25 protein-coding genes are annotated in these 24,834 nt (G+C 58.1%); 11 read left to right on the top strand and 14 right to left on the bottom strand.

Features of this window, described 5'->3' with window-relative positions:
- Nucleotides 1-17: 17 nt before the first annotated feature.
- From pta to G6R15_RS13285, 3 genes are all read right to left on the bottom strand, one after another.
- Complete coding sequence (gene pta, locus G6R15_RS13275; protein ID WP_164660387.1) at nucleotides 18-1,025, bottom strand: phosphate acetyltransferase; 1,008 nt, start codon at nucleotides 1,023-1,025, stop codon at nucleotides 18-20.
- A 23-nt stretch (nucleotides 1,026-1,048) separates the two neighbouring features.
- On the bottom strand, nucleotides 1,049-2,824 hold the full coding sequence (gene xsc / locus G6R15_RS13280) for a sulfoacetaldehyde acetyltransferase (protein WP_164660389.1): 1,776 nt from the start codon (nucleotides 2,822-2,824) through the stop codon (nucleotides 1,049-1,051).
- A gap of 130 nt (nucleotides 2,825-2,954) precedes the next feature.
- On the bottom strand, nucleotides 2,955-4,415 hold the full coding sequence (locus G6R15_RS13285; protein WP_164660391.1) for a PLP-dependent aminotransferase family protein: 1,461 nt from the start codon (nucleotides 4,413-4,415) through the stop codon (nucleotides 2,955-2,957).
- A 277-nt stretch (nucleotides 4,416-4,692) separates the two neighbouring features.
- Between G6R15_RS13285 and G6R15_RS13290 the strand changes: the two genes are divergently transcribed.
- Together G6R15_RS13290 and G6R15_RS13295 are read left to right on the top strand one after the other, a co-directional pair.
- A complete protein-coding gene (locus tag G6R15_RS13290) occupies nucleotides 4,693-5,001 on the top strand; it encodes a helix-turn-helix transcriptional regulator (protein ID WP_164660392.1) in 309 nt (102 codons plus the stop codon).
- Nucleotides 4,994-6,022, top strand: a complete 1,029-nt coding sequence (locus G6R15_RS13295) for a permease (protein WP_164660395.1) — start codon at nucleotides 4,994-4,996, stop codon at nucleotides 6,020-6,022. The genes G6R15_RS13290 and G6R15_RS13295 overlap by 8 nt, the downstream gene beginning before the upstream one ends.
- 48 nt (nucleotides 6,023-6,070) lie before the next feature.
- On the opposite strand, the gene G6R15_RS13300 is transcribed toward G6R15_RS13295, so the two are convergent.
- On the bottom strand, nucleotides 6,071-6,454 hold the full coding sequence (locus tag G6R15_RS13300) for a hypothetical protein (RefSeq protein WP_164660398.1): 384 nt from the start codon (nucleotides 6,452-6,454) through the stop codon (nucleotides 6,071-6,073).
- 127 nt (nucleotides 6,455-6,581) lie between these two features.
- On the opposite strand from G6R15_RS13300, the gene G6R15_RS13305 reads away from it, so the two are divergent.
- Together G6R15_RS13305 and G6R15_RS13310 are read left to right on the top strand one after the other, a co-directional pair.
- Complete coding sequence (locus G6R15_RS13305) at nucleotides 6,582-7,088, top strand: hypothetical protein (protein ID WP_164660401.1); 507 nt, start codon at nucleotides 6,582-6,584, stop codon at nucleotides 7,086-7,088.
- Nucleotides 7,089-7,214: 126 nt separating this feature from the next.
- A complete protein-coding gene (locus G6R15_RS13310; RefSeq protein WP_164660403.1) occupies nucleotides 7,215-7,715 on the top strand; it encodes a hypothetical protein in 501 nt (166 codons plus the stop codon).
- A 36-nt stretch (nucleotides 7,716-7,751) separates the two neighbouring features.
- On the opposite strand, the gene G6R15_RS13315 is transcribed toward G6R15_RS13310, so the two are convergent.
- Nucleotides 7,752-8,381: a ribonuclease T2 gene (locus G6R15_RS13315; protein WP_164660405.1), complete on the bottom strand. Its 630-nt coding sequence runs from the start codon at nucleotides 8,379-8,381 to the stop codon at nucleotides 7,752-7,754.
- Between the two features lie 128 nt (nucleotides 8,382-8,509).
- On the opposite strand from G6R15_RS13315, the gene G6R15_RS13320 reads away from it, so the two are divergent.
- Nucleotides 8,510-9,280 (top strand): DUF1013 domain-containing protein, encoded by a 771-nt coding sequence (locus G6R15_RS13320; protein WP_164660406.1) that lies wholly within the window; start codon nucleotides 8,510-8,512, stop codon nucleotides 9,278-9,280.
- 71 nt (nucleotides 9,281-9,351) lie between these two features.
- On the opposite strand, the gene G6R15_RS13325 is transcribed toward G6R15_RS13320, so the two are convergent.
- From G6R15_RS13325 to G6R15_RS13340, 4 genes are all read right to left on the bottom strand, one after another.
- The gene (locus tag G6R15_RS13325; RefSeq protein ID WP_164660408.1) at nucleotides 9,352-9,894 is read right to left on the bottom strand and encodes an NADPH-dependent FMN reductase; all 543 of its coding nucleotides are present in this window, start codon (nucleotides 9,892-9,894) and stop codon (nucleotides 9,352-9,354) included.
- Nucleotides 9,895-10,743: 849 nt separating this feature from the next.
- Nucleotides 10,744-11,406, bottom strand: a complete 663-nt coding sequence (locus G6R15_RS13330; protein WP_164660410.1) for an OmpA family protein — start codon at nucleotides 11,404-11,406, stop codon at nucleotides 10,744-10,746.
- A 90-nt stretch (nucleotides 11,407-11,496) separates the two neighbouring features.
- Nucleotides 11,497-12,228, bottom strand: a complete 732-nt coding sequence (locus tag G6R15_RS13335; RefSeq protein ID WP_164660412.1) for a YafY family protein — start codon at nucleotides 12,226-12,228, stop codon at nucleotides 11,497-11,499.
- A 256-nt stretch (nucleotides 12,229-12,484) separates the two neighbouring features.
- Nucleotides 12,485-13,336, bottom strand: coding sequence for a bifunctional helix-turn-helix domain-containing protein/methylated-DNA--[protein]-cysteine S-methyltransferase (locus G6R15_RS13340; protein ID WP_164660414.1), 852 nt, complete (start codon nucleotides 13,334-13,336; stop codon nucleotides 12,485-12,487).
- Nucleotides 13,337-13,471: 135 nt separating this feature from the next.
- Between G6R15_RS13340 and G6R15_RS13345 the strand changes: the two genes are divergently transcribed.
- Genes G6R15_RS13345 through G6R15_RS13355 form a run of 3 tightly spaced genes read left to right on the top strand, consistent with a single transcriptional unit; the run spans nucleotide 13,472 to nucleotide 15,938 of the window.
- Nucleotides 13,472-14,266, top strand: coding sequence for a class I SAM-dependent methyltransferase (locus tag G6R15_RS13345; protein WP_164660416.1), 795 nt, complete (start codon nucleotides 13,472-13,474; stop codon nucleotides 14,264-14,266).
- Nucleotides 14,267-14,307: 41 nt separating this feature from the next.
- Nucleotides 14,308-14,952, top strand: coding sequence for an endonuclease III (gene nth, locus G6R15_RS13350; protein WP_164660418.1), 645 nt, complete (start codon nucleotides 14,308-14,310; stop codon nucleotides 14,950-14,952).
- Nucleotides 14,949-15,938, top strand: coding sequence for an adenosine kinase (locus G6R15_RS13355; protein ID WP_164660419.1), 990 nt, complete (start codon nucleotides 14,949-14,951; stop codon nucleotides 15,936-15,938). The genes nth and G6R15_RS13355 overlap by 4 nt, the downstream gene beginning before the upstream one ends.
- A 104-nt stretch (nucleotides 15,939-16,042) precedes the next feature.
- Here the strand turns inward: G6R15_RS13355 and G6R15_RS13360 are convergent, their stop codons facing one another.
- The 3 genes from G6R15_RS13360 to G6R15_RS13370 all read right to left on the bottom strand — a co-directional run bounded on the left by G6R15_RS13360 (nucleotide 16,043) and on the right by G6R15_RS13370 (nucleotide 19,251).
- Nucleotides 16,043-16,891 (bottom strand): DUF547 domain-containing protein, encoded by an 849-nt coding sequence (locus G6R15_RS13360; protein ID WP_240336762.1) that lies wholly within the window; start codon nucleotides 16,889-16,891, stop codon nucleotides 16,043-16,045.
- Entirely contained in the window at nucleotides 16,888-18,273 is a 1,386-nt protein-coding gene (locus G6R15_RS13365; protein ID WP_164660420.1) for a radical SAM protein, read from the bottom strand. Before G6R15_RS13365 ends, G6R15_RS13360 begins: the two co-directional genes overlap by 4 nt.
- Before the next feature lie 492 nt (nucleotides 18,274-18,765).
- The gene (locus tag G6R15_RS13370; protein ID WP_164660421.1) at nucleotides 18,766-19,251 is read right to left on the bottom strand and encodes an RNA pyrophosphohydrolase; all 486 of its coding nucleotides are present in this window, start codon (nucleotides 19,249-19,251) and stop codon (nucleotides 18,766-18,768) included.
- Nucleotides 19,252-19,504: 253 nt separating this feature from the next.
- On the opposite strand from G6R15_RS13370, the gene G6R15_RS13375 reads away from it, so the two are divergent.
- Nucleotides 19,505-21,532, top strand: a complete 2,028-nt coding sequence (locus G6R15_RS13375; RefSeq protein WP_164660422.1) for an NADPH-dependent 2,4-dienoyl-CoA reductase — start codon at nucleotides 19,505-19,507, stop codon at nucleotides 21,530-21,532.
- Between the two features lie 116 nt (nucleotides 21,533-21,648).
- A complete protein-coding gene (locus tag G6R15_RS13380) occupies nucleotides 21,649-23,169 on the top strand; it encodes a trimethylamine methyltransferase family protein (RefSeq protein ID WP_164660423.1) in 1,521 nt (506 codons plus the stop codon).
- A 35-nt stretch (nucleotides 23,170-23,204) separates the two neighbouring features.
- On the opposite strand, the gene G6R15_RS13385 is transcribed toward G6R15_RS13380, so the two are convergent.
- Together G6R15_RS13385 and G6R15_RS13390 are read right to left on the bottom strand one after the other, a co-directional pair.
- On the bottom strand, nucleotides 23,205-23,645 hold the full coding sequence (locus tag G6R15_RS13385; RefSeq protein ID WP_164660425.1) for a DUF4399 domain-containing protein: 441 nt from the start codon (nucleotides 23,643-23,645) through the stop codon (nucleotides 23,205-23,207).
- 96 nt (nucleotides 23,646-23,741) lie between these two features.
- On the bottom strand, nucleotides 23,742-24,074 hold the full coding sequence (locus tag G6R15_RS13390; protein ID WP_164660427.1) for an NIPSNAP family protein: 333 nt from the start codon (nucleotides 24,072-24,074) through the stop codon (nucleotides 23,742-23,744).
- A 71-nt stretch (nucleotides 24,075-24,145) separates the two neighbouring features.
- Between G6R15_RS13390 and G6R15_RS13395 the strand changes: the two genes are divergently transcribed.
- Nucleotides 24,146-24,826: a helix-turn-helix transcriptional regulator gene (locus G6R15_RS13395; RefSeq protein WP_164660429.1), complete on the top strand. Its 681-nt coding sequence runs from the start codon at nucleotides 24,146-24,148 to the stop codon at nucleotides 24,824-24,826.
- The last annotated feature ends 8 nt before the right edge of the window (nucleotides 24,827-24,834 follow it).

Consider the following 24,834-nt stretch of genomic DNA (forward strand, 5'->3'; position numbering starts at 1 on the left):
AGCTGCCTAGGTAAGTGTCAGTTGGACTGCGCCTGCAAGATGGTGACCGCGATGATCTGGGTCACGTCATCCGCGCTACAGCCGCGTGAAAGGTCGTTTGCAGGCTGTGCAAGGCCCTGCATCACCGGACCGATGGCCGAATAGCCGCCAATCCGCTGAGTGATCTTGTAGCTGATGTTCCCAGCGTCCAGGTTGGGGAAGATCATGACGTTGGCCTGACCGGCCACGGTTGATCCGGGCGATTTACGCTCGCCCACTGACGGAACAAATGCTGCGTCGAATTGCAATTCGCCATCTACGTCCAGCTCTGGCGCGTTGGCATGCAAGGTCTCAGTCGCCTCGATGACCTTGTTCACAACAGGATGCTTGGCGCTGCCTTTGGTGGAGAACGAGAGCATCGCGATCTTGGGCTCGGACCGCAGCAACGCTCGGGCCGAAGTGGCCGAGGCGGTTGCGATCTTGGCGAGTTCCGCCGCGCTTGGATCGATGACCAATCCGCAGTCGGAATAGAGCATGGCGCGCGCACCGGGTTGGGCGTTTTCGGGCGGGTACATCAGGAAGAAGGACGAAATCATTCCTGCGTTCGGCGCCATACCGATGATTTGAATGGCAGTGCGAACCACGTCACCGGTGGTGTGCACGGCGCCGCCGACTGTTCCCGTGGCACGGCTCGTTCGCACCAGCATCGCGGCATAGGCCAGCTGTGTTTCGGCGGTGGCGCGTGCCTTGGCGGGGTCCACACCTTTGTGCTTGCGCAGTTCGAAATAGAGATTTGCGAACTCTTCGGTCAATTCCGAGGTCGCCGGGTCGTGGATTGCAACGCCATCAGATGCAGAGGCCCCTTCGGCCTGCAACGCAGCTTCAACCTCGGCTTGCGGTCCAACAAGAATAACATCGGCCAGATCGGCCTTGTGGGCTGCCAGGGCCCCCGCAACGATGCGGGGATCTTGGCCTTCGCTTAGAGCAATAACAGGGCGGGTGGCCGGGGCGCTTTCACGCAACAACTCGATAGGTGTCTTGGTCATGCGTCCCGGCCCCTAGTCTTGAATTAAACTTGCTGCTGCTGCATGTCGTCAGCGCTGATGCCGGCAACTTCGACAGGCTTCTTCATCGCGTCACGACGGAAGGGGTCACCCAGTTCCTGGTTGATCATCGCTTCGATCAGGGTGGTGATGCCGTTCTTCTGATCTTCGATGGCCTGTGCCAGTGCTGCTGTCAGTTCGTCCTGAGTGCGCGCGATAACACCTTTGAGGCCACATGCGTTGGCGATGCCTGCATACGAAACGCCTTCATCCAGCTCGGTTCCGACAAAGTTGTCGTCGAACCACAGTGTCGAGTTACGCTTTTCAGCACCCCACTGGTAGTTGCGGAAGACGATCTGGGTGATCGCAGGCCAGTCGCCGCGGCCGATCGCTGTCAGTTCGTTGACAGAGATGCCGAACGCGCCGTCACCAGCGAAACCAACAACCGGTACGTTTGGCTGACCGATTTTCGCACCAACAATCGACGGCAGACCGTAACCACAGGGACCGAACAGGCCAGGTGCCAGATACTTGCGGCTGTCGTTAAACGAAGGATAGGCGTTGCCGATGGCGCAGTTGTTGCCGATGTCGGACGAGATGATCGCTTCGACAGGCAAGGATGCCTGAATCGCGCGCCATGCCATACGAGGGGACATCCAATCAGGCTTGGCTGCACGTGCACGCACGTTCCAGTCGGTGCCGGGATCGTCCTGCTCTTCGGTCATCGAAGTCAGTTCCTGCGCCCATGCCGACTTGGTGGTCGAGATCAGGTTCTTACGCTCGGCGCGGCCTGCGTCGCCCGCATCGTCAGCCAGTTTGGCCGAGATCGAGGATGCAACTTTGGCTGCGTCACCAACGATACCAACGGTAACTTTCTTGGTCAGGCCAATACGGTCAGGGTTGATGTCGACCTGGATGATCTTGGCGTCTGTGGGCCAATAGTCGATGCCGTAGCCGGGTAGGGTCGAGAACGGGTTCAGTCGGGTGCCCAAGCACAGAACAACATCTGCTTTGGCGATCAGTTCCATACCGGCTTTGGAGCCGTTGTAACCCAGAGGACCTGCGTACAGCGGGTGGTTGCCCGGGAACGCGTCGTTGTGCTGGTAGCCAACGCAAACAGGTGCGTCCAGAGCTTCGGCCAGAATGCGCGAGGCTTCGATGCCGCCTTTGGACAGGATCGCGCCAGCGCCGTTCAGGATGACCGGGAATTTGGCCGACGACAGCAGGTCAGCTGCGTTCTGTACGGCAACGTCACCACCCTGGGGCAGTTCGAAATCAACGATGACCGGCAGGTCGATGTCGATCACCTGGGTCCAGAAGTCGCGTGGGATATTGATCTGAGCCGGAGCGGATGCGCGCTTGGCTTGCATGATCACGCGGTTCAGGGTTTCGGCGATGCGCGACGGGTCGCGGACTTCTTCCTGGTAAGCAACACAGTCAGCGAACAGGTTCATCTGTTCCATTTCCTGGAAGCCACCCTGGCCGATTGTTTTGTTCGCAGCCTGGGGTGTAACCAGCAGAACCGGTGTGTGGTTCCAGTAAGCGGTTTTCACGGCGGTCACAAAGTTGGTGATGCCGGGGCCGTTCTGCGCGATCATCATCGACATCTTGCCGGTGGCGCGGGTGTAACCGTCGGCCATCATGCCGCCGGATGTTTCGTGGGCGCAGTCCCAGAATTTGATACCTGCGTCGGGGAAGATGTCCGAGATCGGCATCATGGCGGAACCGATAATACCAAACGCGTTGTCGATGCCGTGCATCTGCAGCGTTTTGACGAAGGCTTCTTCAGTGGTCATTTTCATGAGGGCGCACTCCAAAAATAGATTATGGTTGACCGGCACGAGTGTACCGGCGGTTTGGAACTGGTTTAGGCGTAAGCAGACGCCACGGGTTAGGGCCAAAAAGTTGAACCGCTTAGGTCCAGATGCCCCATCAAAAGCGGTTGATGGACTGGGCCAGGATTTCGATACCCGGTTCGATCCGATTGACGGGAATAGAGGAATAGCCAAGCCGGAAATAGTTTTTCGGCTTTTCGGGGCCGGAAAAGAACGGTTCACCCGGTTCGATATGAACACTCTGCGCACGCAATTTTTCTGCCAGAACAGTTGTATCCACGGTTTTTGGGGCCTGCATCCACAAGGACGAGCCGCCATAGGCCCCACGCCCTGCAATCGTCAGCCCATGATTGGCAATGGCCGATTCCATGACTTTTCTGCGTTCGAGAAGGGCGGCGGAAACACGGCGAATTTGGGCGTCATAATGGCCCAGTGACAGGAAATAGGCGGCCGTGCGCTGGATATGTCCAGGCGGGTGCCGTAGGACCAGCGACCGCAAGGCGCGGGCCTCGCGAATGAATGCTTCGGACCCGACCATGTATCCCAACCTCAACCCTGGAAACAGCGATTTGGAAAAACTGCCGACGTAGATGACCCTCCCGTCACGATCCAACGACTTCAACGCTGGTGAGGGCGCGGCCAGAAAGGCCATTTCGAACTCATAGTCGTCCTCTACGATCATCGCATCGATCTCACGTGCGCGTTGCAACAGATCATGCCGTCGGTTCAGCGGCATGGTCGCCGTTGTCGGGCTCTGATGGCTGGGCGTCGTGAAAATCACATCCGTATCGTGAGGGATTACGTCAGGCGGCAGCCCGTCCATGTCCACCCGCAAAGGAGCAACCTGGCAGCGGGCCTGAATTAGCAGTTCGCGCAGCGCGTAGTAACAAGGGTCTTCAATAGCGGCTTTACGGCGACGATTAAGCAAAACCCTTGCCGCCAGCCAAAGTGCGTTCTGCGCGCCGAGCGTGATCAGGATTTCTTCGGGTTTGGCGGTTATCCCGCGCCGTGGCAGGGTGTGTCGCGCGATGAACTCGATCAGCAGCGGATCGTCCTGGTCGACGTAATCGGCCGTGAGCGAGGCAAAATCCTTTTGCCCCAAAGCCCTGACTGCACACAAACGCCAATTCGCGTGGTCAAACAGCGTCGGGTCGGCCTGCCCGTAGATGAATGGATAGCGATAGTCGCGCCAATTGCTTGGCTTGTGCAACGTGTCCCCTCCGGTAAACCGGCGGGCGATGGCGCGATTCCAGTCTACTGTCTCTTCCGCACGCTGCAGTGGGGTATAGCTGGGGGGAACAGGCGCATTATCCGACACGAAGTATCCAGACCGACCCCGAGACGTCAGGTAGTCGTTCGCCAAAAGTTCGGTGTACGCCAGGGTCACCGTAATCCTGCTGATCCCCAGATGGGCGGCCAATTTGCGCGATGAGGGCAGTTTTTCGCCCACGTGAAAGCGCCCCGACAGGATGCCTTCAGCAATCATTTGCTGGATTTGCGCCTGCAGGGTGCCCTGCGCGTCAGATTTCAGAAAGAAGGTGTCGACTGAGATGCCCATTGCGGCACCATAGTGTGGCCTTAAGTGGCGTGCAATCTGGACTTACAGTTAGGGTCGAAATTTTGTCGTTTCATTCGTGCAAGTGCAATTCGTGTCATGTGCGGAGGTTTAGAAAATCGATACGTTCGGGCTCAATTTTTGGATAATTAGGCGCAAACACCAAGTATAACAGGGGCTTGATATAGGTCGAACCATGTCAGGTTCGATCAAAAATCCTATTGCGGCTCTCAAATAAACCATATAACTAGAAATCTAGTTTAATAGAAGGGTTCGAAAAATGTGGGAATTAGTAGCCGCAGGTTTTTCGGCGATGGGGTCTGAATCTCGATTGAAGGTTCTCAAGGTTCTGGTGCGTGCAGGCGAATCAGGGCTGACCGTCGGCGAGATTCAGGAGCGGACGGGAATCGCGCCGTCGACCCTGGCGCATCATCTCAAGTTTCTCGCCGGTGGTGGCGTGGTGGTCCAGGAAAAGGCGGGCCGCAGCACCATCAATCGGGCGAATTTCAATCAACTGCGCGTTTTGGCAGACTTCATCCTTGGTGAATGCTGTGCCGACGCGCCCCAAAAGGCAGCGAACGATGGCTGATCTTACACAAAACCCAAGGCGCAGCGCGTCCCTCCTCAAATTCCTGAAAACACCCTGGGCGGTAATCGTCTTTGCATTGATCGGCGTGGCGGCGCTGGATCCGGACAACCTGCGTGGCGTGATCGAGTTTGCGATCAAGGCGCTGGCCCACACCGGCCAATACATCCTGTTTGCCGTTCTGCTGCTCGCGTACCTCAAGGCCACCGGGGCCGAGGTCATGGTGGCGCGCGCCTTTGTTGGTCGCGAGACGCGGATGATCTTTCTGGCCGCATTGTTTGGTGGCTTGGCGCCGTTCTGCTCTTGCGAGGTGATCCCCTTTATCGCTGGCCTTCTGGCTTTGGGCGCGCCGTTGTCGGCAGTCATGGCGTTCTGGCTCAGCTCGCCGCTGATCGACCCGCCGACCTTGTTGATCACTGCAGGCGCGCTTGGCTGGCCCTTTGCCATCGGCAAGGCAGTGACGGCGGTTGCTTTGGGTCTGTTTGGTGGCTTTGTTATCAAGGGTCTCATGTCGCGCGGTGCCTTTGCTCAACCTTTGCGCCAGTACAAGCCATCGGGGTGCTGTGGCAGCGGATCGAAAGAACAGGAAAAACCTGTCTGGAAATTCTGGACCGAGCCTGCCCGCCGTTCCGTGTTCAAGTCCGAATTCGCCTCAAACGCGGTCTTCCTCTTCAAGTGGCTGGCGATGGCCTATGTGCTCGAGGCCCTGTTGGTCTTCTACGTCCCTGCCGATTTGATCGCGCAACTTGTGGGCGGCGAGGGTGTCGTGCCAATTGCAACGGCTGCTTTGGTGGGCATGCCTGCCTACCTGAACTCTTACGTCGCGCCGCCGCTGTTGGCAGGATTGATGGAACAGGGGATGAGCGCGGGCGCTGCGATGGCCTTTATGGTGGCGGGTGCCGTCAGCTCGATCCCTGCGATGGCAGCGGTCTGGTCGCTGGTGAAACCGAGGGTATTTGCAATGTATCTAGGTCTGGGCATCAGCGGCGCGATCATCGCCGGGATTCTGTTTCAGATGATCTGAACAAGCCGAATTACCAGAACCATGGCCGGGCATAGCGCCCGGCCTTTTTCAATTGCAATGGCGCGGAAGCTTGATCCGATATCGGGCTTCGCCACTTTGGACATAAACCCGTTTTTCGATGCAGGCAGTTTCGCCAACAGTGCTGGCAACTGGCCCTTCGGTCGAGGTGATCGAGGTCGCTGATCCGTCAGGCAAGCGCACCGAGGCTATCACACCGCTGCGCAGATCCCCGTTGATCGCGGTTGCTGACAGAACCGGCACGGTCATGAATGCCTCATGCTCGTGGGTCTCGTCACCCGACATCAGCAACAGACCGATCAGAATGCCAGCCAAGGCAAGCACACCCAAAAAGGCGATCCCCTTGGTCTGAAGGAAAGCGTAAACCGTTACGGCCCGATGCGGGCCTAGAATCTTGGACAGGATATTCAACATGCCGCTTGGTACGCAGACGCGTGCCTCTCTTCAAGGGGGATAGGGATAAGGCTTGGTTCCTGGGGTGATTTCTGTACACATTGGGGCAGACCAACATATTGGCCCAACAGGATTTTGGAGAGAGATCATGAAAACATTGACCGCGCTTGGCCTTGCGGCCGCATTGACCTTTGGCGGCGGATTTGCGTCCGCGCAAGAGCTGATCGACAAGGGAATGGTTCATGGTTGGAACCTGATGGTCGATCCGCAGTTCGGTGATGGCTGCCTGATCCAGACTGTATATCAAGATCTGTCTGTCGTCCGCCTAGGCTATGACATGGTTGGGGGTCGCGGCTATCTGACCATCTTCAATCAGGCCTGGGGCGACATCGAGAACGGCAAGGAGTACCCGGTGACCTTTGATCTGGACGGCGAAAAGTTCGATGCCCTCGCTACGGGTATTAAAGACGGCAAGATCTCGGCCGCGATCTTGTTCTTCAACGACCGCAATTTTGTGAATGCTATCGCAAAGCGCAAAATCATGACCGTCTATGGGCAAAGCGGGCAAGAGGTTATGGCCATAGACCTCAAAGGCACATCAAAAGCGCTGGAATATGCGCGACAGTGCCAGAACGAAATGACCGGCGGCGGCTGATGATGCTTTCGGGCGTTCATTTCAGAAAATCACATGGGCTTGAGGGTGCTGACATGTCGTTGTTCTGATGGCTGCGCTATGGTCAGCCAAAAGCAACATTGGTTGCACCATCAAGGACAAATGAAAATGCACAACCACACTTCGCCCCGCCTCGTGGGTTCCATGCCCGGGCTGAGCGTTCAGACCTTGGGCTTAATGTTCATCTCGGGTTTTTTCGCGTCGAACGCCTTTGACCTGTGGGGGCAGTTGATCAGCCCGACATTGGGCTTTGCCAACCTTTCCCCCCACGGCCTGGCCCGTAGCCTGTTGCAGACACTGGGCCTGCCGAGCGGAGAGTTCGCAGGCTATTTTGTGCACTTCTATCTGGTTGGTTTGGTGGGTTATCCGATTGGCTGGATGTTCATCTTTGCGCCGATCTGGCAACGAGTGATGGGCGCCACGCATTGGTTCCTGCCGTCGGCCATCTATGGCTTTGGCCTGTGGGTTTTCGCCATCGGTGGAATCACCGTGATTGCGGGCCTGCCGTTCTTTCTGAACTTCACCGGCATCACCTGGGTCGCGCTTGTCGGGCATGTGCTTTACGGCATCGTGATGGTTGCCGTGCTCAGAATGATCGAAAAGAAGTGAATCGCTGATCAGCCGCGCCAGTGTGCGGCTGATCCCTCAGCGGACGGGGTCGAAAACAGCCCCTTCCAGCGAGCAGTCGCGGATCACGTCCCGACCGCATGGAACAGGCTTTAGCTCTCGGGACAGACAAACCCGCGCCTCTTCGATATAGCCATCCCGACAAGTAATCGTCACCATATCCGCCTCCAGCTCGGGGTTGGCCTTCAGAAATGCTTCCTCGACCACGGAAGCAGGCAGTTTCACGCTGCGGTCTAGTTTGCGGAACACCTCCGGGCGGTTGATCTGGCCGTAAGCCTCTCGAGACAAGGCAAAATATTCGGTGGCATTCAGGCCCGAACAGGTGCCGTGTTTCTTCCACTGGTGCCAGGCCAAGCCGGGGCTGCCCTGAATATCCTGCATCTCACGGGTCATGCGACGCGAGGGGGCAGAGTGAGGCGTGCGGCAATATGCAGGCCAGCCCTGGTGATACTGCGGCCATAGCCCGTGCAATATCCAACCATAATTGTGGCGGGTGTCACATTGCTCGGACTCGCGCGCATCGCCCGTGGTGGCACACCAATTGGGTGACCAGCTAAGCGACAGGACGTAGTAGTCGAACTCTCCGGCTTTTTCCCCATCTGCCAGAACCGGCAGAGCCGATAACACCCAAAAAACCAACCAACGCATTCGCTCTTTCCTTATTGCCTTTGCGCGACTATATACGGGCGAAGTTCCCCGACAACGGTAACCTGCCTTGGATCGCCAAGGCGCCTGTTTCAGGCGGCGGGGAAGATGTGTTTTAAGGAGACGTTCACATGGCAAAGCCGTTGATGACCAAAGCGACCGCCGTGTGGCTGGTCGACAATACCACGATCAGCTTCAAGCAGATTGCGGACTTCGTTGGCATGCACGAACTCGAAGTTCAGGGCATCGCAGACGGCGATGTGGCCGCCGGCGTGAAAGGGTTCGACCCCATCGCCAACAACCAGCTGACCCAGGAAGAGATCGACGCCGCGCAAGACAGCCCAATGCACAAGCTGCGGCTCAAGTTCAACCCGGCCGCGTCGGGCGAGGAAAAGCGCCGTGGCCCGCGCTATACGCCGCTGTCCAAACGTCAGGACCGCCCGGCTTCGATCCTGTGGCTGGTCAAGTTCCACCCGGAACTCAGCGATGGTCAGATCTCGAAACTGGTGGGCACCACCAAGCCGACGATCCAGGCGATCCGCGAGCGCACGCATTGGAACATCTCGAACATCCAGCCTATCGACCCGGTCGCCCTGGGCCTGTGTAAACAGTCCGAACTGGACCAAGTTGTACAAAAAGCTGCCGCCAAAAAAGCCGCCGAAGGTGGCGTGATGAGCGACGACGAACGCCGCAAGCTGGTGTCGACCGAGCAGTCGCTGGAAATGGACGCCGAGCCCAAGATCCCGACTGCGATCGAAGGTCTGGAAACCTTCACGCTCAGCGGCAGCGATGACGAGAAGGAAAAGCCAAGTGAAAACGTGGCCGATCCCGACAGCTTCTTCAGTCTCCCGGCTGGTGACGACGACGAGGACGAGGATACCTCGCACGACCCGCGCTACTGATCCCGGTTCACCTGCAGATCAATGAAACCCCGGCCGTTATGCCGGGGTTTTTTATCGGTTGTTGCCTGAGCCTAGCGGTCGACCTCGGTGCGCAGTTTGGCCATCAACGCCTGCAGCGTCTTGGTGTAGTGTTCGCTTGTCAGCTTACCGTTCTCATCGAATTCGTTTGAGCTGCCGGCCAAATGAACCTCAGGCCCCTGCAAGATACGGGGCTGGAACGGCACCATGAACCCGCGCAGAACCATCTGCGCGCGCTCACCACCTGCCCGACCAGCCGCTGCCGACATGACAGCAACAGGTTTGTCCACCCAGGGATTTGAGCCCGTTCGACTGACCCAATCCAGCGCGTTCTTGAGCACGCCCGACGGGCCTTTGTTGTATTCCGGGGTCGAGATCACGATCGCATCGGCAGCTGCAATCTGATCGGCCAGAGTTTGGACGACGGCCGGGATACCCTCGGCGTTCTCCACGTCACCATCATAAAGCGGCAGGTGCAGGTCCGCCTCGACATAGGTGCCGGCGTCGAACAGGCGCGCGGCCTCTCGCAGCAGCTTACGGTTGGTGGCATCTTTGCGCAGCGAGCCAGACAGGCCCAAAAGAACGGGTGCGGACATCTTGAATAACTCCGTATTTGTAGCTGTTCCCTATGTAACGATATGCGACCAAGGACCAACCCCAACCCGCGCGCAGGAGATGTTCAAAAATCTGCAGGCAGAAAGGAAAATCCGCCCTGTCGGCTTTATTAAGAGGCTGGTCACCAGACAATTTGCGGACCAAAGCGATCCAAGCACTGATCCCCCAAATCTCAAACAACCTTGCCTCAGTTGATGCATATCTCAATGACCCTGCTGCCAAAACCGGACCGGAAATACAGCCGGTCGGCTCAACAGTGCCGCGTTTGCCAGACATCCATCGTTGGATATAGGACACATAAGTGCGCTATGAAAACTGGTGGCCTGGGAATTGCCGTCGACTTGGTCCGGCCACTTTCGGTACGCTGTGGTGCCATGGCGACACAGAGATGGGTCGGCGTCTGCCGCGCTTGTCGTAATACTTCGAGAGGCAAATGCGGTTGGCTTATATTATGTGGTGATAACCACCAGCCCCAACGATGCCGCATCCGTTCGAATTATCGAAAAAGTGAGCGGCACTTGGTGAAACCCTATACCGCCGACATACCTTTTGGTGGGTAGGGATTTTGGAAGTCAAAACTTCGCTGACATAGCTTGCAACGATCAGAAAGCAGGCATACGCCACCGACGAACCCAAAAACCAAACCATGATCTGGCTAATTCAGAAACCTTCCTGAAAAACGAGTTGTAACATTCTCGAAGAAATATTCGAGTGAAGGTTGTTTGGAGAGATCGTTCGGTGCTTTCGAACGCACAGAAGCCTGAAATTCCATCCCGCCATCAGCGGCGGGACAGAGACGTTTTATCACTATTAACAAGCGCTAAACACGATCAAGCGTTGGTGGGGATAACCACAATCTCGACCCGGCGGTTCTGGGCTTTGCCTGTGTCGTTCAGGTTCGATGCAATGGGGTCATCTTCGCCCCGGCCAATGGTCGAGATACGGTTGTAGGGCACGCCACCGGCCTGGACAACATCGGCCACCGCGTTGGCGCGGCGTACGGACAGACCTTGGTTGTATTCTGCTTCGCCATCGCTGTCAGTGTGACCGATGATCTGGACGCTGCTTTCAGGGTACTTCAGCAGGTTCTGCGCGACCTTGTCCAAGTCGGATTGCAGGGCGGGTCGCACCGACGAGCTGTCGGTGTCAAAGGTGATGTCGTTGGGCACCGACACGATCAGACGGTCGCCGGTGTTGGTGATGGTGATGCCGTCATTGGCAAGCTCTTGGCGCAGGTCAGCGGCCTGCTTGTCCAGATAGGACCCAACCGCGCCGCCCGCCAAGGCCCCGGCGGCAGCACCAACAATCGCCGATTTGGCGGATGATCCAGTAATGGCACCAATACCTGCGCCCAGAATACCACCGGCAATCGCGCCGGTTTTGGTGTTCTGCTTGGGATCGGTTTGCGAACCCAACTGGGCCGGATCAGTACAAGCGCTCAAGGTAAGAGCCGTGCCCACCAGCACGGCCAACGAGGTTTTCGAGATCGACATAAGGTCACCTTCTGCTCAACGGCCCTTGTTCGCAGGGCTTTTCATTACCACCACTATATCATGCTTTGGTCGCGTCCGCTCAACCGACAATCAGGTGAATTCGGCGGTTCCTTGCGCATCCGAGCCCGAATTGAAGGTTCTGTCCCGGTCTTCCCATCGGTTTTGCTGGTGCCAGACCTCGCGCAAAGCTGCACCTTGCCCCGCAAACCGCTGCTCGAGCCAGTCACAATCCCAGATGCGATCGGTGCGGAAGTGTCGAAACCCGCCACGCATTTCGCACCAGGCAGCCAGCATCGTGCACTCGAGGTGATAGATCAAAGCCACCGGGCGCACGACGCGCTGTGTTTCCCGGCCAGTCTCGTCCCGATAAGTCAGTCGCAGCTTTTGCTCCTGCCGGATGGCCGAGCGCAGGCTCGACTTGGACACACAGCCCCGCTCGACATCATCCAGCGGGGCCCCCCATGGGGCCACCTGCAACCATTCTGCCGGATCGTGCAAATCCTCGATCTTCTGACAGATCCTCTTGGCTGCCTGCTGCAAGGCACTGTCGCCAGTGCGCTCCAGCATCGACAAGCCGACGCGCAGAGCCTCAAGTTCTTCTAGGTCGAAATTCAGCGGCGGCAGATCGTAGCCGCGCCGCATCAGATAGCCTAGCCCCGCCTCGCCCTCGATCGGGGTTCGCATCGCCTGCAATGCAGCGATGTCGCGATAGATGGTGCGGGCCGAAACCTCGAGTTGTTCGGCCAGCGCATCAGCCGTCACTGGTCCGGGAGCAGCGCGCAGAATCTGGATGATTTCGAACAGGCGGTTGGATCGGTGCATGTGAGTCTCCGGACTAGTCCTGACACCTTAGCACAGCCCCCTGACAACAGAGTGTCAGGAGGGTTCTGATTTGGTCAGATGCACAAGTTGAATTGGAGAGTGCAGATGTATTCCTACGACCATACGACACTGATGGAGCTGGGGCTGGGCCGTTGGCACAGACGCCGCGCGCCGAAATCCTGGGAAATCGAACGCGCCGCTGTCGCCGAGCGTGAAGTGACCAATCCGGTCCAGACCTGTGAGCCCAAATCCCGGATCAGGCTTCGGCTCTGGCGGCCTCATAGGCCAGCATCGCGCGTTTGACAGGCAAGCCCCAGTGATACCCACCCAAGCCCCCAGATTTGCGCAAAGCACGGTGGCAGGGGATGATCCAACTGATCGGATTGCGGCCCACAGCGGTGCCCACAGCGCGCACTGCGCGCGGGTTGCCGATGGCTTCGGCGATTTCGGAATAGGTGGTGACCTGACCGGATGGGATGCGCAGCAGCGCCTCCCATACCTTGATCTGTAAGGGCGCGCCGATCAGGTAAAGCGGCGTTGGCTCCAGGCGGTCGCTGGCGGCGTTGAACATGTTCAGAACCCAAGGACGCAGGCGCATCGGGTCCTCGATAAACTCGGCCTTGGGCCACCGTGACAGCAGATCCTCCATTGCCGCCTCGGCTGTGGTTTCAGCGGCAAAGCCAAGCCCGCAAATCCCCTTGTCCGTGCCCATGACCAGAGCTGGACCAAAGGGGCTTTCGAACCAACCCCAATAGATCGTCAGACCCTGCCCGTGACGGGCATATTCGCCTGGGCTCATCGCTTCCCATCGAACAAACAGATCGTGCAGGCGACCAGTGCCGGACAGACCGACGCTGTGCGCGGCCTCGAGCGTTGTGAAATGCTCTTGCAACAGCGCCTTGGCGTGGCCCAGTGTCAGGTATTGTTGGTATTTCTTGGGCGACACACCGACCCATCGAGAAAACAGCCGCTGAAAATGTGCTGGGCTCATGTTCATCTGGCGCGCCAAATCTTCGAGCGACAGGTTCCCTTCGCCCTGGTCGATCAGTTCGATGGCTCGACGCATGACGCCGTAGTGATAACCCTCTTCCCCGGTGCGCATGTTCATCACGATACCCTTTCTTCCACTGACCTCACATTAGCGAATTACCTCGCAAAGACGCGACCCGGAACTTGCGCAACCATCTGAATTTGGGCCTCGTAGCGGGATATGCTAGAGTTTTCCTTTTGTGGATTATTCGCTATGCCCGATTCATTTCGCCTGACTGAGGCAGCCGCCCGCAAGTACCAAGCGCATTCCGTTCCAGCGATGTTCGGACCTTTGGCAGAGAGAACGGTGGAGCTGCTTCGTTTGCAATCAGATGCTCACGTTCTTGACGTGGCCTGTGGTACAGGTGCCTTGACCCGGGCCATCGCCAAGAGCCTTCCCGGTCGGGGGCGAATATTGGGAACGGATCTTAATCAGACCATGATTGATGTGGCCCGTGAATTGACACCAGACACAACCCACACGCTGGAGTGGCTGGCGGCAGACGTAACTGAACTACCACTTAAAGACGGTACTTTCGATCTGGCTTGTATCCAGCAAGGGCTGCAGTTCTTTCCTGACAAACCCGCTGCATTGCGGGAGATCCAGCGGGTTCTGAAATCAGACGGCCGCCTGTGTCTGACGTGCTGGAAAGAGATCTCACCATTCAACGATTCCCTGGCCACGGCCCTGGAACACCACATCAGCACGCAAGCCGCTAAAAAGGCGCGCGCACCCTTTTCCTATCGAGACGGCGAGGCAATCCGCTTACTGCTTGAGGAAACCGGATTTACTGTCAAGCGGCACGAAACGATTGACCTTCAACGCGAGTTCGATGAACTCGGTGAACAGATTCTAGCCCTCCCCATAGAAAAAGATCTTCGTGAAGCTGGAGCAGAGAAAACCCAACTTGTGATCGACACAACCGCCAAGCTTTTAGCGCCTTATGAAAGGGATGGCGTGTTCATTGTGCCGCAGAAAGCACACTTCTTTGATGCCCATTGTGGTTGAGTGACTTTACCCAAGCCCTTCCCCACGGCATTAAGACCACCATGGCAAAGCAACTTGATTATCATACGATCCGGGAGATCTTCTCTCGGTTCCAGGCAGCAGAGCCAGTGCCCAAAGGGGAACTGGAACATGTGAACGTCTACACCCTTGTGGTCGCGGTAGCGCTTTCGGCGCAAGCAACCGACGCTGGAGTGAACAAGGCAACGCGGGAGCTGTTCAAAATCGCGGACACGCCGCAGAAGATGCTTGATCTGGGTGAAGAGGGGCTGACCGACCACATCAAGACCATTGGCCTGTTCCGCCAGAAGGCCAAGAACGTCATCAAGCTGAGCCGCATTCTGGTCGAGGACTATGGCGGTGAAGTTCCTAATTCCCGCGCCGCCCTGCAATCATTACCAGGTGTGGGTCGCAAGACGGCCAATGTGGTTCTGAACATGTGGTGGCACCAGCCTGCGCAGGCGGTGGACACTCATATCTTTCGCGTCGGCAACCGATCTGGTATCGCGCCCGGCAAAGACGTCGACGCCGTGGAACGCGCCGTCGAAGATAACATTCCTGCCGACTTTCAGCTTCATGCCCATCACTGGCTGATCCTGCATGGCCGGTATCATTGCAAAGCGCGCAAGCCGATGTGTGGCACCTGCCTGATCCGTGACTTGTGCATGTTCGAGGACAAGAACCTATGAAGACCTACCAACTCGTCGGGATCGGCAATGCCGTCGTGGACGTGATCAGCCAATCCGATGACAGCTTTCTCGAGCTTATGGGGATCGAAAAGGGCATCATGCAGCTGATCGAACGCGAGCGGGGCGAGGTGCTCTATGCGGCGATGGAAAGCCGGGTGCAGACGCCGGGTGGTTCGGTCGCCAACACTATCGCGGGTGCCGGTGCGCTTGGGCTGGACGCCGCGTTCATTGGCCGGGTGCACGACGACGCTTTGGGTCGGTTTTACGCGAATGCGATGAACGAGGATGGCGTGGATTTCGTCAACCCGCCGATCGCCGGGGGTGAACTGCCGACGTCTCGTTCGATGATCTTTGTGTCACCCGATGGCGAGCGGTCAATGAACACCTATCTAGGCATCTCGTCCGAGCTGAGCTCGGATGACGTGTCCAAAGACGTAGCTGGCAAATCGCAGATCATGTTCCTGGAGGGGTATCTGTTCGACAAAGACAAAGGTAAAACCGCATTTCTGGAAGCCGCGCGGGATTGCCACGAGGGCGGCGGCAAGACCGGCATCGCCATTTCCGACCCATTCTGCGTCGAACGGCACCGCGCCGATTTCCTTTCACTGATCGAAAACGAGCTGGATTTCGTGATCGGCAACGAGGACGAGATCAAGTCGCTGTTCGAAACCGACGATCTGGAGGCTGCGCTGGCCAAGACCGCCGAAATCTGTCCCCTGGTGGTCTGCACCCGCTCGGGTGATGGCGTATCGGTGCTGAGCGAGGGTCAGCGGATCGACGTACCGGTCGAAAAGATCGTACCGGTTGACGCCACGGGCGCGGGCGATCAGTTCGCCGCCGGTTTCCTGTATGGCATGGCCACGGGCCGCGATCTGGAAACCTGCGCCAAGATCGGCTGCGTCTGCGCGCGTGAAGTGATCAGCCACATCGGCCCCCGCCCCGAAGCCAACATGCTCGACCTGCTGCGCGAAGCAGGTCTGCTGTAAACTCGGGGATGCTCCCGCCCATCGTCGATGCCCCTAACGGGGCATCTTCTCTGGTTGGGCCGGGCGCTGCGCGGGGCTGACGCCCCCCGCAGCGCGGTTGCGTTCTATTTCTGACGTAGTGATCGATCGTTGAGGGCCCAATCGTAGTCATATCGCGAAATGCGGCTGACTGCGTCCAAGCGCGCCTTGAGTTCAGGGTCGGCAACAGAGCGCAGATAATCCAAGACTCCGGCTGGAGTATCTGCAAAATCCTCGCGGAACCAAGCATATGTCTTTGACACTATCAGTCGGCCCTGCCCGTCGAAGCGCACACCCCGCCGGTCGTGGACATAGGCGTGTTCGGCCTCTGCCAAGTCAACATCTAGGGTTGCCGCCTGCCAAGCGCGAGGCATCAAATTCGGGCACCCCACCGCAGCGCAATTCAGCGCATAATGAATACGAGGCTCAGCATAGTCTGGCCGGATGATCCTGTGTTCGATGTCGTTGAGGGACAGGCTTTGTCCAGCCACCTGGGCAACCGGGCGATCCCAAGGGCCGATCGACAACAGCCCGTCGTTTATGTCCCGGATCGACGCCACTGGATAGGCATCCAGCACCTGATCTACAGTCAATGCATTGTAGAGATTGATCCAAAAAGCCAGCTGTTGCTCTCGGGTTAAGCGGTGCGGTCGGACCTGCTGCAACGTAGCCAGATAGCGATCAAGCGTTTCTCGATCTGATTTGCTTACAGTCGCATAATCCACCCTGTTCACATCGTCTGCATCCCTACGCACAAAGCGGGATAGGAAAGTTGACCAGGGTCGATGATCCACTGCCTGTCCGGGAGGTTGTGCGAATTGAGTCGGGAATACGTCGGCCCGCGGATCCGCCTTTGGCACTGCGGCTCTTTCGATGGCTGTACAGGCCGAAAGGAGCGCGACCACCGTTAGCACAGCCAGGGTTCGCAACCTCATAAATCCTCCTTTGATTGGCCGGCCACGCGGGCCTGTTCCCGCAACCGACCCTTGAGGCGCTTAAACGCCAATGCACTGGGATGGGCCACAACGTTGGGCAGATCATCGGTGTCGGACAGGCCCGACACGGCGCCATTCCACCAGCGCGGGCCCTGGGTCGTTTCAATCTGGTCCACAGCTGCCAAATGCGCATCCCTGTGCGCATTGTGAACACACATTGACAGCGGACCATTGGGCGTTGCGACCATGAAAACACAAGATGCACAGCGGCCCGCATCCAGATCATCAGACGCCATGAAGTTGTGCAAAAATACGGTTTGTCGGGTTGGTCTCGCCCATCTGTCAAAGAAAGCGACGCGCAGATAAACATGCAAAAACCCAAGCGCCGCGCGAGTTGCCAAGATTGGATGCCTAATAGTCAATCGCCGCAAGCTGTCTTGGATATCCAAATGCCCGTCGGACGACCGATCCACGCCCGCCAACGCCGCAATCATAATACGAACCAGCTTCCGCTTCGCCAACAAGGACATCGCGTATCCCGGCCTCCGCAGTACGCTGGCATACCTGTTGCACTGAGAATGCCCCACCTGAACAACATCAAAATCAAGCGTGCTACCATACCCCACCTCAATTGCACGCATCACGCTGTCCTGTGTGATCACATCAGGACGCGCCCGCAAGACACCCCGCCCAGTGTCAGCCTGCATCTGAAACGAGACGAAGGCGACCTGATCCTGATCGCGAAAGAACCGCGCCAAGTCAGAAAGTTCGGCGAAATTCCCGCCAAAAACGGTGGTGTTGAATAGGATACGCACCCCCAGACCCTGGGCGCGAGCAATATAATTCAACCGGACCGCGTTCAATCCGGCCTCATCCGAAAACCCCTTTCGTTCTTGGGTCATGTCTACGTGAAAGGCAACGTCGTTTAATCCGGCCTGCGCCAACCGTCGCAGTATATCGCGCGTCGCACGGATGCCGTTGGTCATGAGGCAGGAGCGCAGACCCAGGCGGCGGATTTCACGACACAGCGCCTCTAAATCATCGGTGCTGCGCAAGGTCGGGTCTCCACCGGTCAATTGAACCGAAGTACCAGGTCCATAGTGACTGTGGATCATGGCAAGCCGCGCAAAAAGAACTGGCAAAGGCGGATCATTAGTCGCTTCAGCCTGATCCGAGAGATAACACAAGGTGCAATCCAGATTGCACCTTTGAGTCACTTCCAGTGCGACGCATGCCACGGGGTAAAATTGCCCTGCCGTCTGGGTTGGACCAAACTCGCCACAAGCGCGCAGGCCGCTCTGCAAGGGTGCTCGCTGATCGGTTCCCGAAAACTTTCGTCCAGCCGGAGTAGGCAGCGGTAGGGGGTGAGTGGTTTCTTTCATGGCGACAAACCTAGGTATGAAATCGACCTACGCCCACGCCCCTTCACGTCAAGTTGTCGCCGGGTGAACGGCCACCACACCCAGATGGCTCTAAGACATCACAACTGGACCGTGCCCTCTGCAGAGAACGAGAGATCAACAGCGCGGACTGCAGACTTCAGGCAACTATCAAGCGCACACACTGGCGATTGTGCTGGATCCACCAAGCTTATTTTGTTCAAAAAGCGGGGTCGTGTTCTTTGTCAGCAAACTGACACCCATGTTTGAATGGGCGAACCCAAGCAACGACGTTTCGTTCAGAGCAAACACACTATCGCAGTAAATGGCAGGCCCGGCCCCTGGCGGAGCCGAAGCCTGCGTCATGGATAACGCCACCCGAGGACGAAATAGGAGTACTTGAAATCGCCTGTGTTGTTGACGCCGGTTTTCAGGCGGCCAACCAGTTGAAAATTGACCGAACGGGCGAGGGACCGACTATCCGGTCATCGCCAATCAACTCAGGTGTGCGGCAAAAGCGTCGATTACACGGGCATAGACTTCGCGTTTGAACGGCACAATCTCAGCGATCAACTGTTCCGGCGCCTGCCATTTCCAATCTGTGAATTCCGGATGCTCAGTCTGAATGTCGACTTGATCGTCGGTGCCCGTAAAGCGCAGCAGGAACCATTTCTGCTCTTGCCCGCGATACTTACCTTTCCAGATCTTGGGCACGATGTCATGGGGCAAGTCGTAAGGCAGCCAACCCTCGGTCTCGGCAACGACCTCAACCAGATTTGCGGTCACGCCCGTTTCTTCCCATAGCTCGCGCAGGGCGGCGTCGCGGGGGTCTTCACCTTTGTCCACACCCCCCTGGGGCATCTGCCAGGCATCCTTGTACCGGTCGCTACGCTGGCCCACAAAGATCTTGCCATCCGCGTTCATCAACATCAGCCCAACACAGGGACGATAGGGAAGTTTGACGATCTCATCGGGTGTCATGGCAGCCTCATCTTTGCACAAGCACTCCCTAGCAAATGGGCAAGGCCGAGCCTAGAGGCAATGCCTTCTCGTTCTGCGATGGCGCGCTGAGCCGAAGGCGATGCGCCCGGCCCAACGCCGCAAAGGCCCGGCAGGGCATGCAGCGGGGGCGGGAGCGCCCCTGGGTTAACGTGGATGCCGGTGACGTCGGGTTTCGCGTGACTCCTTACGGCGGTGCGGCAATTCTGCGCGTCAACAAAGGGAGAGTTTGCCAATGACTGCGTACCCAAACATGCTGGCGCCGTTGGACCTGGGGTTCACCACGTTAAAAAACCGGGTGCTTATGGGCTCGATGCACACCGGATTGGAAGAAACCCGCGACTGGAACCGGGTGGCCGAATTCTACGCCGACCGCGCGCGCGGTGGCGTTGCTTTGATGGTGACCGGCGGAATTGGCCCGAACCTAGAGGGTTCCGTATTGCCCGGTGCTGCAATGATGACCACCGAAGAGGACGTCGCCAACCATTCGATCATCACGGATCGTGTGCACGAGGCGGGTGGCAAGATCGCGATGCAGATACTGCATGCGGGTCGCTATTCTTATGGTCCCAAATGTGTTTCCCCCAGCCCGGTCAAATCCCCGATCTCTCCCTTTCCGCCCAATCCGCTGGACGAAGACGGGATCGAAAAACAGATCGCCGACATCGTGAACGCTTCCGTTTTGGCCCAGAAAGCAGGTTATGACGGGGTCGAGATCATGGGGTCCGAGGGTTATTTCATCAACCAGTTCCTAGTCACCCACACCAACAAGCGCGACGACCGCTGGGGCGGGTCTTATGAAAACCGCATGCGTCTGGCCATCGAGGTGGTGCGCCGCACGCGCGAGGCGGTCGGTACGGATTTCATCATTATCTACCGCCTGTCGATGATCGACCTCATCCCCAATGGCTCGACCCATGACGAGGTCGTCCAACTGGCGCAGGAAATCGAAAAAGCGGGCGCCACGATCCTGAACACCGGCATCGGCTGGCACGAGGCGCGCATTCCCACCATTGCGACAAGCGTACCGCGCGCGGCCTTTGCCTGGGTCACCAAAAAGCTGATGGGCAAGGTCTCAATCCCTGTCATCACCTCGAATCGCATCAACACGCCCGAAGTCGCCGAAGAGGTCCTGTCGACGGGATGTGCCGACATGGTGTCGCTAGCGCGCCCAATGCTGGCGGATGCGGATTTCGTCAACAAGGCCATCGCCGGAGATGGGGCAAAAATCGCACCCTGTATCGCCTGCAACCAAGCCTGCCTGGACCACACCTTTGGCGGCAAGCTGACATCCTGCCTGGTGAACCCACGCGCTTGTCACGAAACCGAACTGGTGATCGACAAGGCCGAAGTCACTAAATCCGTCGCCATCGTGGGCGCTGGTCCGGCAGGTCTGTCGACAGCAATGGCCGCCGCTGAACGCGGCCACACCGTGACCTTGTTTGATCGCGCGGATGAGATCGGCGGTCAGCTCAACATGGCCAAGCAGGTGCCCGGCAAGGAAGAGTTCTGGGGCCTCGTCGATTGGTATCGCACCATGGTTGCCGATCTGGGCATCACCGTCCAGTTGGGGCGCGAGGTCGGCCCGGATGATCTGACCGGCTTTGATGAGGTGATCATCGCAACCGGCGTCATCCCACGCGATCCCAGTATCCCCGGTCAGGACCGGGACAACGTTCTCAGCTACATCGACGTACTGCGCCACAAGGCCCCCGTAGGCGACCGTGTGGCTGTGATCGGCGCGGGTGGTATCGGCTTCGACGTGTCCGAATACCTGCTGCACGAGGGCGACAGCCCGACCGAAAACCTGCCGCTGTGGATGAAGGAATGGGGTGTGACTGACCCGGCCGAGCACCGCTCTGGCCTAGCACCCGAAGGTCCGCAACCGCACGCACCTGCCCGTCAGGTGACCTTGCTGCAGCGCAAGAAACAGGCGCATGGCAAGGGTCTGGGCAAGACAACCGGCTGGATTCACCGCGCCACGCTCAAGATGAAGGATGTGAGCTTTGTCGGCGGCGTGAATTACGAGCGGATCGACGATCAGGGCCTGCATGTCAGTTTTGGCGAAGAACGCGCAGACCCGACCGTCATCGAATGCGACACAGTTGTTTTGTGTTCCGGGCAGATTTCCGAGCGGAGCCTCGCGGACGCGCTGGAAGTCAAGGGCGTGAACTGCCATGTGATCGGCGGTGCTGATGTGGCCGCCGAACTCGACGCCAAACGTGCGATCAATCAGGGCACACGACTGGCCGCGTCTCTCTAACGCGCCAACACATCCCTGTGACACCTGCCCCGGGACCGACGCTTTGTCGTTTCCGGGACAGAAACGGCCCCTCTGTCCCTCTCACGGTTTCCAAATCAACCGCCGAGAGAGGGACCATGACACGCCCAGTCCGACGCCGCCGCGCCCACAGATCCGCAGGCGCAACCGCACCGCAGATCATCACCGGCGCGCGCCGTGAAATCCCCACCTATGACCTGATCAGCACCGAAGGTCTGGAACAGATCGAGGCCCGGTCAGCGCAGTTGCTGCAAGAGATCGGTGTCCGGTTTGTCGAAGACCCCGAGTCCTTGCGCCTGTTTCACGAGGCAGGCGCCGAGGTCCAAGGCGACCGGGTCCGGTTCCCGCCGGGACTGCTGCAAAAGGCGCTTGAAACCGCGCCAAAGACCTTTCGCCAACACGCGCGCAACCCCGAGCGCACGATTGATTTGGGTGGCAAGAACGTGGTCTTTGGCCCGGGCTATGGCATGCCCTTTGTCAGCGATCTGGATGGCGGTCGGCGCTACGGCACGATCCGGGATTTCGAAAACCTGACCAAGCTCGTGTACATTTCACCCTGGCTGCATCATTCGGGCGGCACCACCTGCGAACCCACCGACCTGCCGGTGAACAAGCGCCATCTGGATATGGTCTATGCCCATCTGAAATGGAGCGACAAGCCGTTCATGGGATCGGTCACAGCCCCGGAACGCGCCGCAGACAGTATCGAGATGACCCGCCTTGCATTTGGGGCCGATTTCGTCGACCAAAATTGCGTGATCATGGCCAACATCAACATGAACTCGCCACTGGTCTTTGACTATGCCATGTCGGGCGCCATCCGCACCTATGCTGCCGCCAACCAATGCCCTGTCATTGTCCCCTTTGTCTTGGGCGGCGCGACCGCGCCTGTGTCGATGATCGCCGCCGTGACGCAGGCCTATTCCGAGGTGCTGGTGGGCTGCGCGCTTGCTCAATTGGTGAGACCCGGCGCGCCCGTGGTCTTTGGCAACTTCGTGACCACTGTGGATCTGAAGTCCGGCTCGCCGTCATTTGGCACGCCGGAATCCGCCCTGGCGTCCTATGTCGCCGGTCAACTCGCGCGCAGGGTTGGATTGCCTATCCGATGCTCGGGGGCTTTCACCAGTTCCAAGATGCCAGACGGACAGGCCATGATGGAAAGCGTCACCGCCCTGCACGCCGCGGTTCTAAGTGGAGCCAACTTTGTGCTGCAATCGGCGGGTTGGTTGGAAGGCGCGCTGACCATGTCCTATGAAAAGCTGGTCATGGATGCTGATTACTTGGGTGCGATGCATCGGCTCCTGAAAGGCCTGTCCCTAGATGACGAGGCCTTTGCCATGGACGCCTTTGCCGAAGTTGGCCCAGGCGGCCACTTCTTTGGCTGCGGCCACACTATGCGCAACTATGAGACCGCATTCTATGACGCGCAACTGTCTGACACACAGCCGTTCGAAACCTGGTTCGAAAAAGGCGGCACGGATGCAGCACGCCGCGCTAACAGAAAGTGGAATGAGGACTTGATGCGATACGAGGCACCGCCGCTGGATGAGGCGACGGACGAAAGCCTGAGGGATTTCATGGAACGCAAGAAAGCCACCCTGCCCGACCTTTGGCACTAAGCCGCGTCGGGTCAGGGCAACTTGTTTATCGCGCCTTACTCCACGGTGATGGTGATCACATCAGAAACAACCGGTGTGGAATGGGGCACATGACCATAGTCACCCAACACCAATTGCAGCGTGTGTTGTCCGGGCGCCAGATCAAGGGTCACCTCGGTCTGCCCCCCACCGAAATGCATGTGGTTTTCATCCGAAGCGATTCCATTGGACAGTTCATCGGTTCCATCCTCGCCCTGCCCCAGCGGTGGACGATCAATAAGCAAATGGTGATGCCCGGTGTTCTCCTTTTCCGTGCCCGAGGGCGCGACGCCCATTCCGCTCAGGCCAAAGACAACTGTAACCGGCGAGGAAACGGTATCCCCATCAGACAGGCTGGCAAAATAGACACGGGCGTCAGGGTTGGATGGCGTTTCACCTCCGGCCCAGACAGGGGCAGCGAACAGCGTCAGCGCAAGAATGGCAGCAAGGTGTTTCATCTATCTCTCCTCAAATAGGTCGTGCAACCTGAGGCAATAGATAGCACAGAGCACCGGATTTTCGAATTGGGACGCCCAAAATCCCACAGTACAAGTTCATCCAACACTGCGTTTTGCGCTATGCGGAGCCGAGACGCATTTCAGCCAGGTGCGATCCTCGCGCAGCAAGAACTTTTCCCGTTGCGCAAAGTCATAGTTTTTCCGCCCTAACGGGTCCTCCGTCAAACGCGCTCGATAGGCTTCATATTCAGTCAGGTTGGGAATGTTATAGACCCCGTACGCCAACGTGGATGACCCTTCGTGCGGGGCGAAATACCCAATCAGGTCGGCGCCACATCGTGGGATCGCTTGCCCCCAGTTTCGGGCATATTCGGCGAACTGTTCTTTCTTGGTCGGGTCGATGTGGTAGCGAATGAAACATGTCAGCATGTGGATCTCCTGTGTCAGTAGCGGTGGTCTAAACACTTTCGCTACATCAATGCTTCGACTAAGATCGAAGTATGAAAAACGGACCTGACATTGCTCGCGTGGCCGCATTGATCGGCGATCCGGCGCGCGCCAACATTCTGACGGCCCTGATGGCGGGCAAAGCGCTCACCGCGACCGAACTTGCGTCCGAAGCCGGTGTGACAGCTCAAACCGCCAGCACGCATCTCAAACGACTTTTGGATGGCGGACTGCTGCGCCTGCGCGGTCAGGGACGGCACCGATACTATTCTTTATCAGGGCCAGACGTCGCCGCGACTTTGGAAAGCTTGTTGGGGCTGGCAGCAGGTCACGGACATCTGCGAACACGAACCGGTCCCAAAGACGCGAACTTGCGAGAGGCGCGGGTATGCTACAACCATCTGGCCGGAACACGGGGCGTTCAAATGTATCGCTCGATGATCCACCGTGGATTTCTGACCGAAATTGACGAGCAGGTGAAACTGACCGACCGCGGCCGCGCCTTCATCACAGACTTCGGCATAGACTTGTCGACGCCTTCCCGCAGCAAGGCCCCCTTGTGTCTGGGCTGTTTGGATTGGAGCGCTCGGGAAACCCACCTTGCCGGCCGACTGGGTCGCGCGATGTTTGCGCATATGGAGAATCGGGATTGGATCAAACGCGTGTCTGGCTCACGGCATGTTCAGTTTTCTGTGTCAGGACGCGAGATGTTTGAACAGCAGTTTCCGGTCTGAAATTCGCT

The sequence above is a fragment of the Tropicibacter sp. Alg240-R139 genome, from assembly GCF_900537075.1.
Lineage (GTDB): Bacteria > Pseudomonadota > Alphaproteobacteria > Rhodobacterales > Rhodobacteraceae > Falsiruegeria.

Bases quoted from the DNA above. Each gene is read 5' to 3' on its own strand.
- pta (WP_164660387.1), bottom strand. From the start codon at position 1,025: ATGACCAAGACACCTATCGAGTTGTTGCGTGAAAGCGCCCCGGCCACC.
- xsc (WP_164660389.1), bottom strand. From the start codon at position 2,824: ATGAAAATGACCACTGAAGAAGCCTTCGTCAAAACGCTGCAGATGCAC.
- G6R15_RS13285 (WP_164660391.1), bottom strand. From the start codon at position 4,415: ATGGGCATCTCAGTCGACACCTTCTTTCTGAAATCTGACGCGCAGGGC.
- G6R15_RS13290 (WP_164660392.1), top strand. From the start codon at position 4,693: ATGTGGGAATTAGTAGCCGCAGGTTTTTCGGCGATGGGGTCTGAATCT.
- G6R15_RS13295 (WP_164660395.1), top strand. From the start codon at position 4,994: ATGGCTGATCTTACACAAAACCCAAGGCGCAGCGCGTCCCTCCTCAAA.
- G6R15_RS13300 (WP_164660398.1), bottom strand. From the start codon at position 6,454: ATGTTGAATATCCTGTCCAAGATTCTAGGCCCGCATCGGGCCGTAACG.
- G6R15_RS13305 (WP_164660401.1), top strand. From the start codon at position 6,582: ATGAAAACATTGACCGCGCTTGGCCTTGCGGCCGCATTGACCTTTGGC.
- G6R15_RS13310 (WP_164660403.1), top strand. From the start codon at position 7,215: ATGCACAACCACACTTCGCCCCGCCTCGTGGGTTCCATGCCCGGGCTG.
- G6R15_RS13315 (WP_164660405.1), bottom strand. From the start codon at position 8,381: ATGCGTTGGTTGGTTTTTTGGGTGTTATCGGCTCTGCCGGTTCTGGCA.
- G6R15_RS13320 (WP_164660406.1), top strand. From the start codon at position 8,510: ATGGCAAAGCCGTTGATGACCAAAGCGACCGCCGTGTGGCTGGTCGAC.
- G6R15_RS13325 (WP_164660408.1), bottom strand. From the start codon at position 9,894: ATGTCCGCACCCGTTCTTTTGGGCCTGTCTGGCTCGCTGCGCAAAGAT.
- G6R15_RS13330 (WP_164660410.1), bottom strand. From the start codon at position 11,406: ATGTCGATCTCGAAAACCTCGTTGGCCGTGCTGGTGGGCACGGCTCTT.
- G6R15_RS13335 (WP_164660412.1), bottom strand. From the start codon at position 12,228: ATGCACCGATCCAACCGCCTGTTCGAAATCATCCAGATTCTGCGCGCT.
- G6R15_RS13340 (WP_164660414.1), bottom strand. From the start codon at position 13,336: ATGAACATGCGCACCGGGGAAGAGGGTTATCACTACGGCGTCATGCGT.
- G6R15_RS13345 (WP_164660416.1), top strand. From the start codon at position 13,472: ATGCCCGATTCATTTCGCCTGACTGAGGCAGCCGCCCGCAAGTACCAA.
- nth (WP_164660418.1), top strand. From the start codon at position 14,308: ATGGCAAAGCAACTTGATTATCATACGATCCGGGAGATCTTCTCTCGG.
- G6R15_RS13355 (WP_164660419.1), top strand. From the start codon at position 14,949: ATGAAGACCTACCAACTCGTCGGGATCGGCAATGCCGTCGTGGACGTG.
- G6R15_RS13360 (WP_240336762.1), bottom strand. From the start codon at position 16,891: ATGAGGTTGCGAACCCTGGCTGTGCTAACGGTGGTCGCGCTCCTTTCG.
- G6R15_RS13365 (WP_164660420.1), bottom strand. From the start codon at position 18,273: ATGAAAGAAACCACTCACCCCCTACCGCTGCCTACTCCGGCTGGACGA.
- G6R15_RS13370 (WP_164660421.1), bottom strand. From the start codon at position 19,251: ATGACACCCGATGAGATCGTCAAACTTCCCTATCGTCCCTGTGTTGGG.
- G6R15_RS13375 (WP_164660422.1), top strand. From the start codon at position 19,505: ATGACTGCGTACCCAAACATGCTGGCGCCGTTGGACCTGGGGTTCACC.
- G6R15_RS13380 (WP_164660423.1), top strand. From the start codon at position 21,649: ATGACACGCCCAGTCCGACGCCGCCGCGCCCACAGATCCGCAGGCGCA.
- G6R15_RS13385 (WP_164660425.1), bottom strand. From the start codon at position 23,645: ATGAAACACCTTGCTGCCATTCTTGCGCTGACGCTGTTCGCTGCCCCT.
- G6R15_RS13390 (WP_164660427.1), bottom strand. From the start codon at position 24,074: ATGCTGACATGTTTCATTCGCTACCACATCGACCCGACCAAGAAAGAA.
- G6R15_RS13395 (WP_164660429.1), top strand. From the start codon at position 24,146: ATGAAAAACGGACCTGACATTGCTCGCGTGGCCGCATTGATCGGCGAT.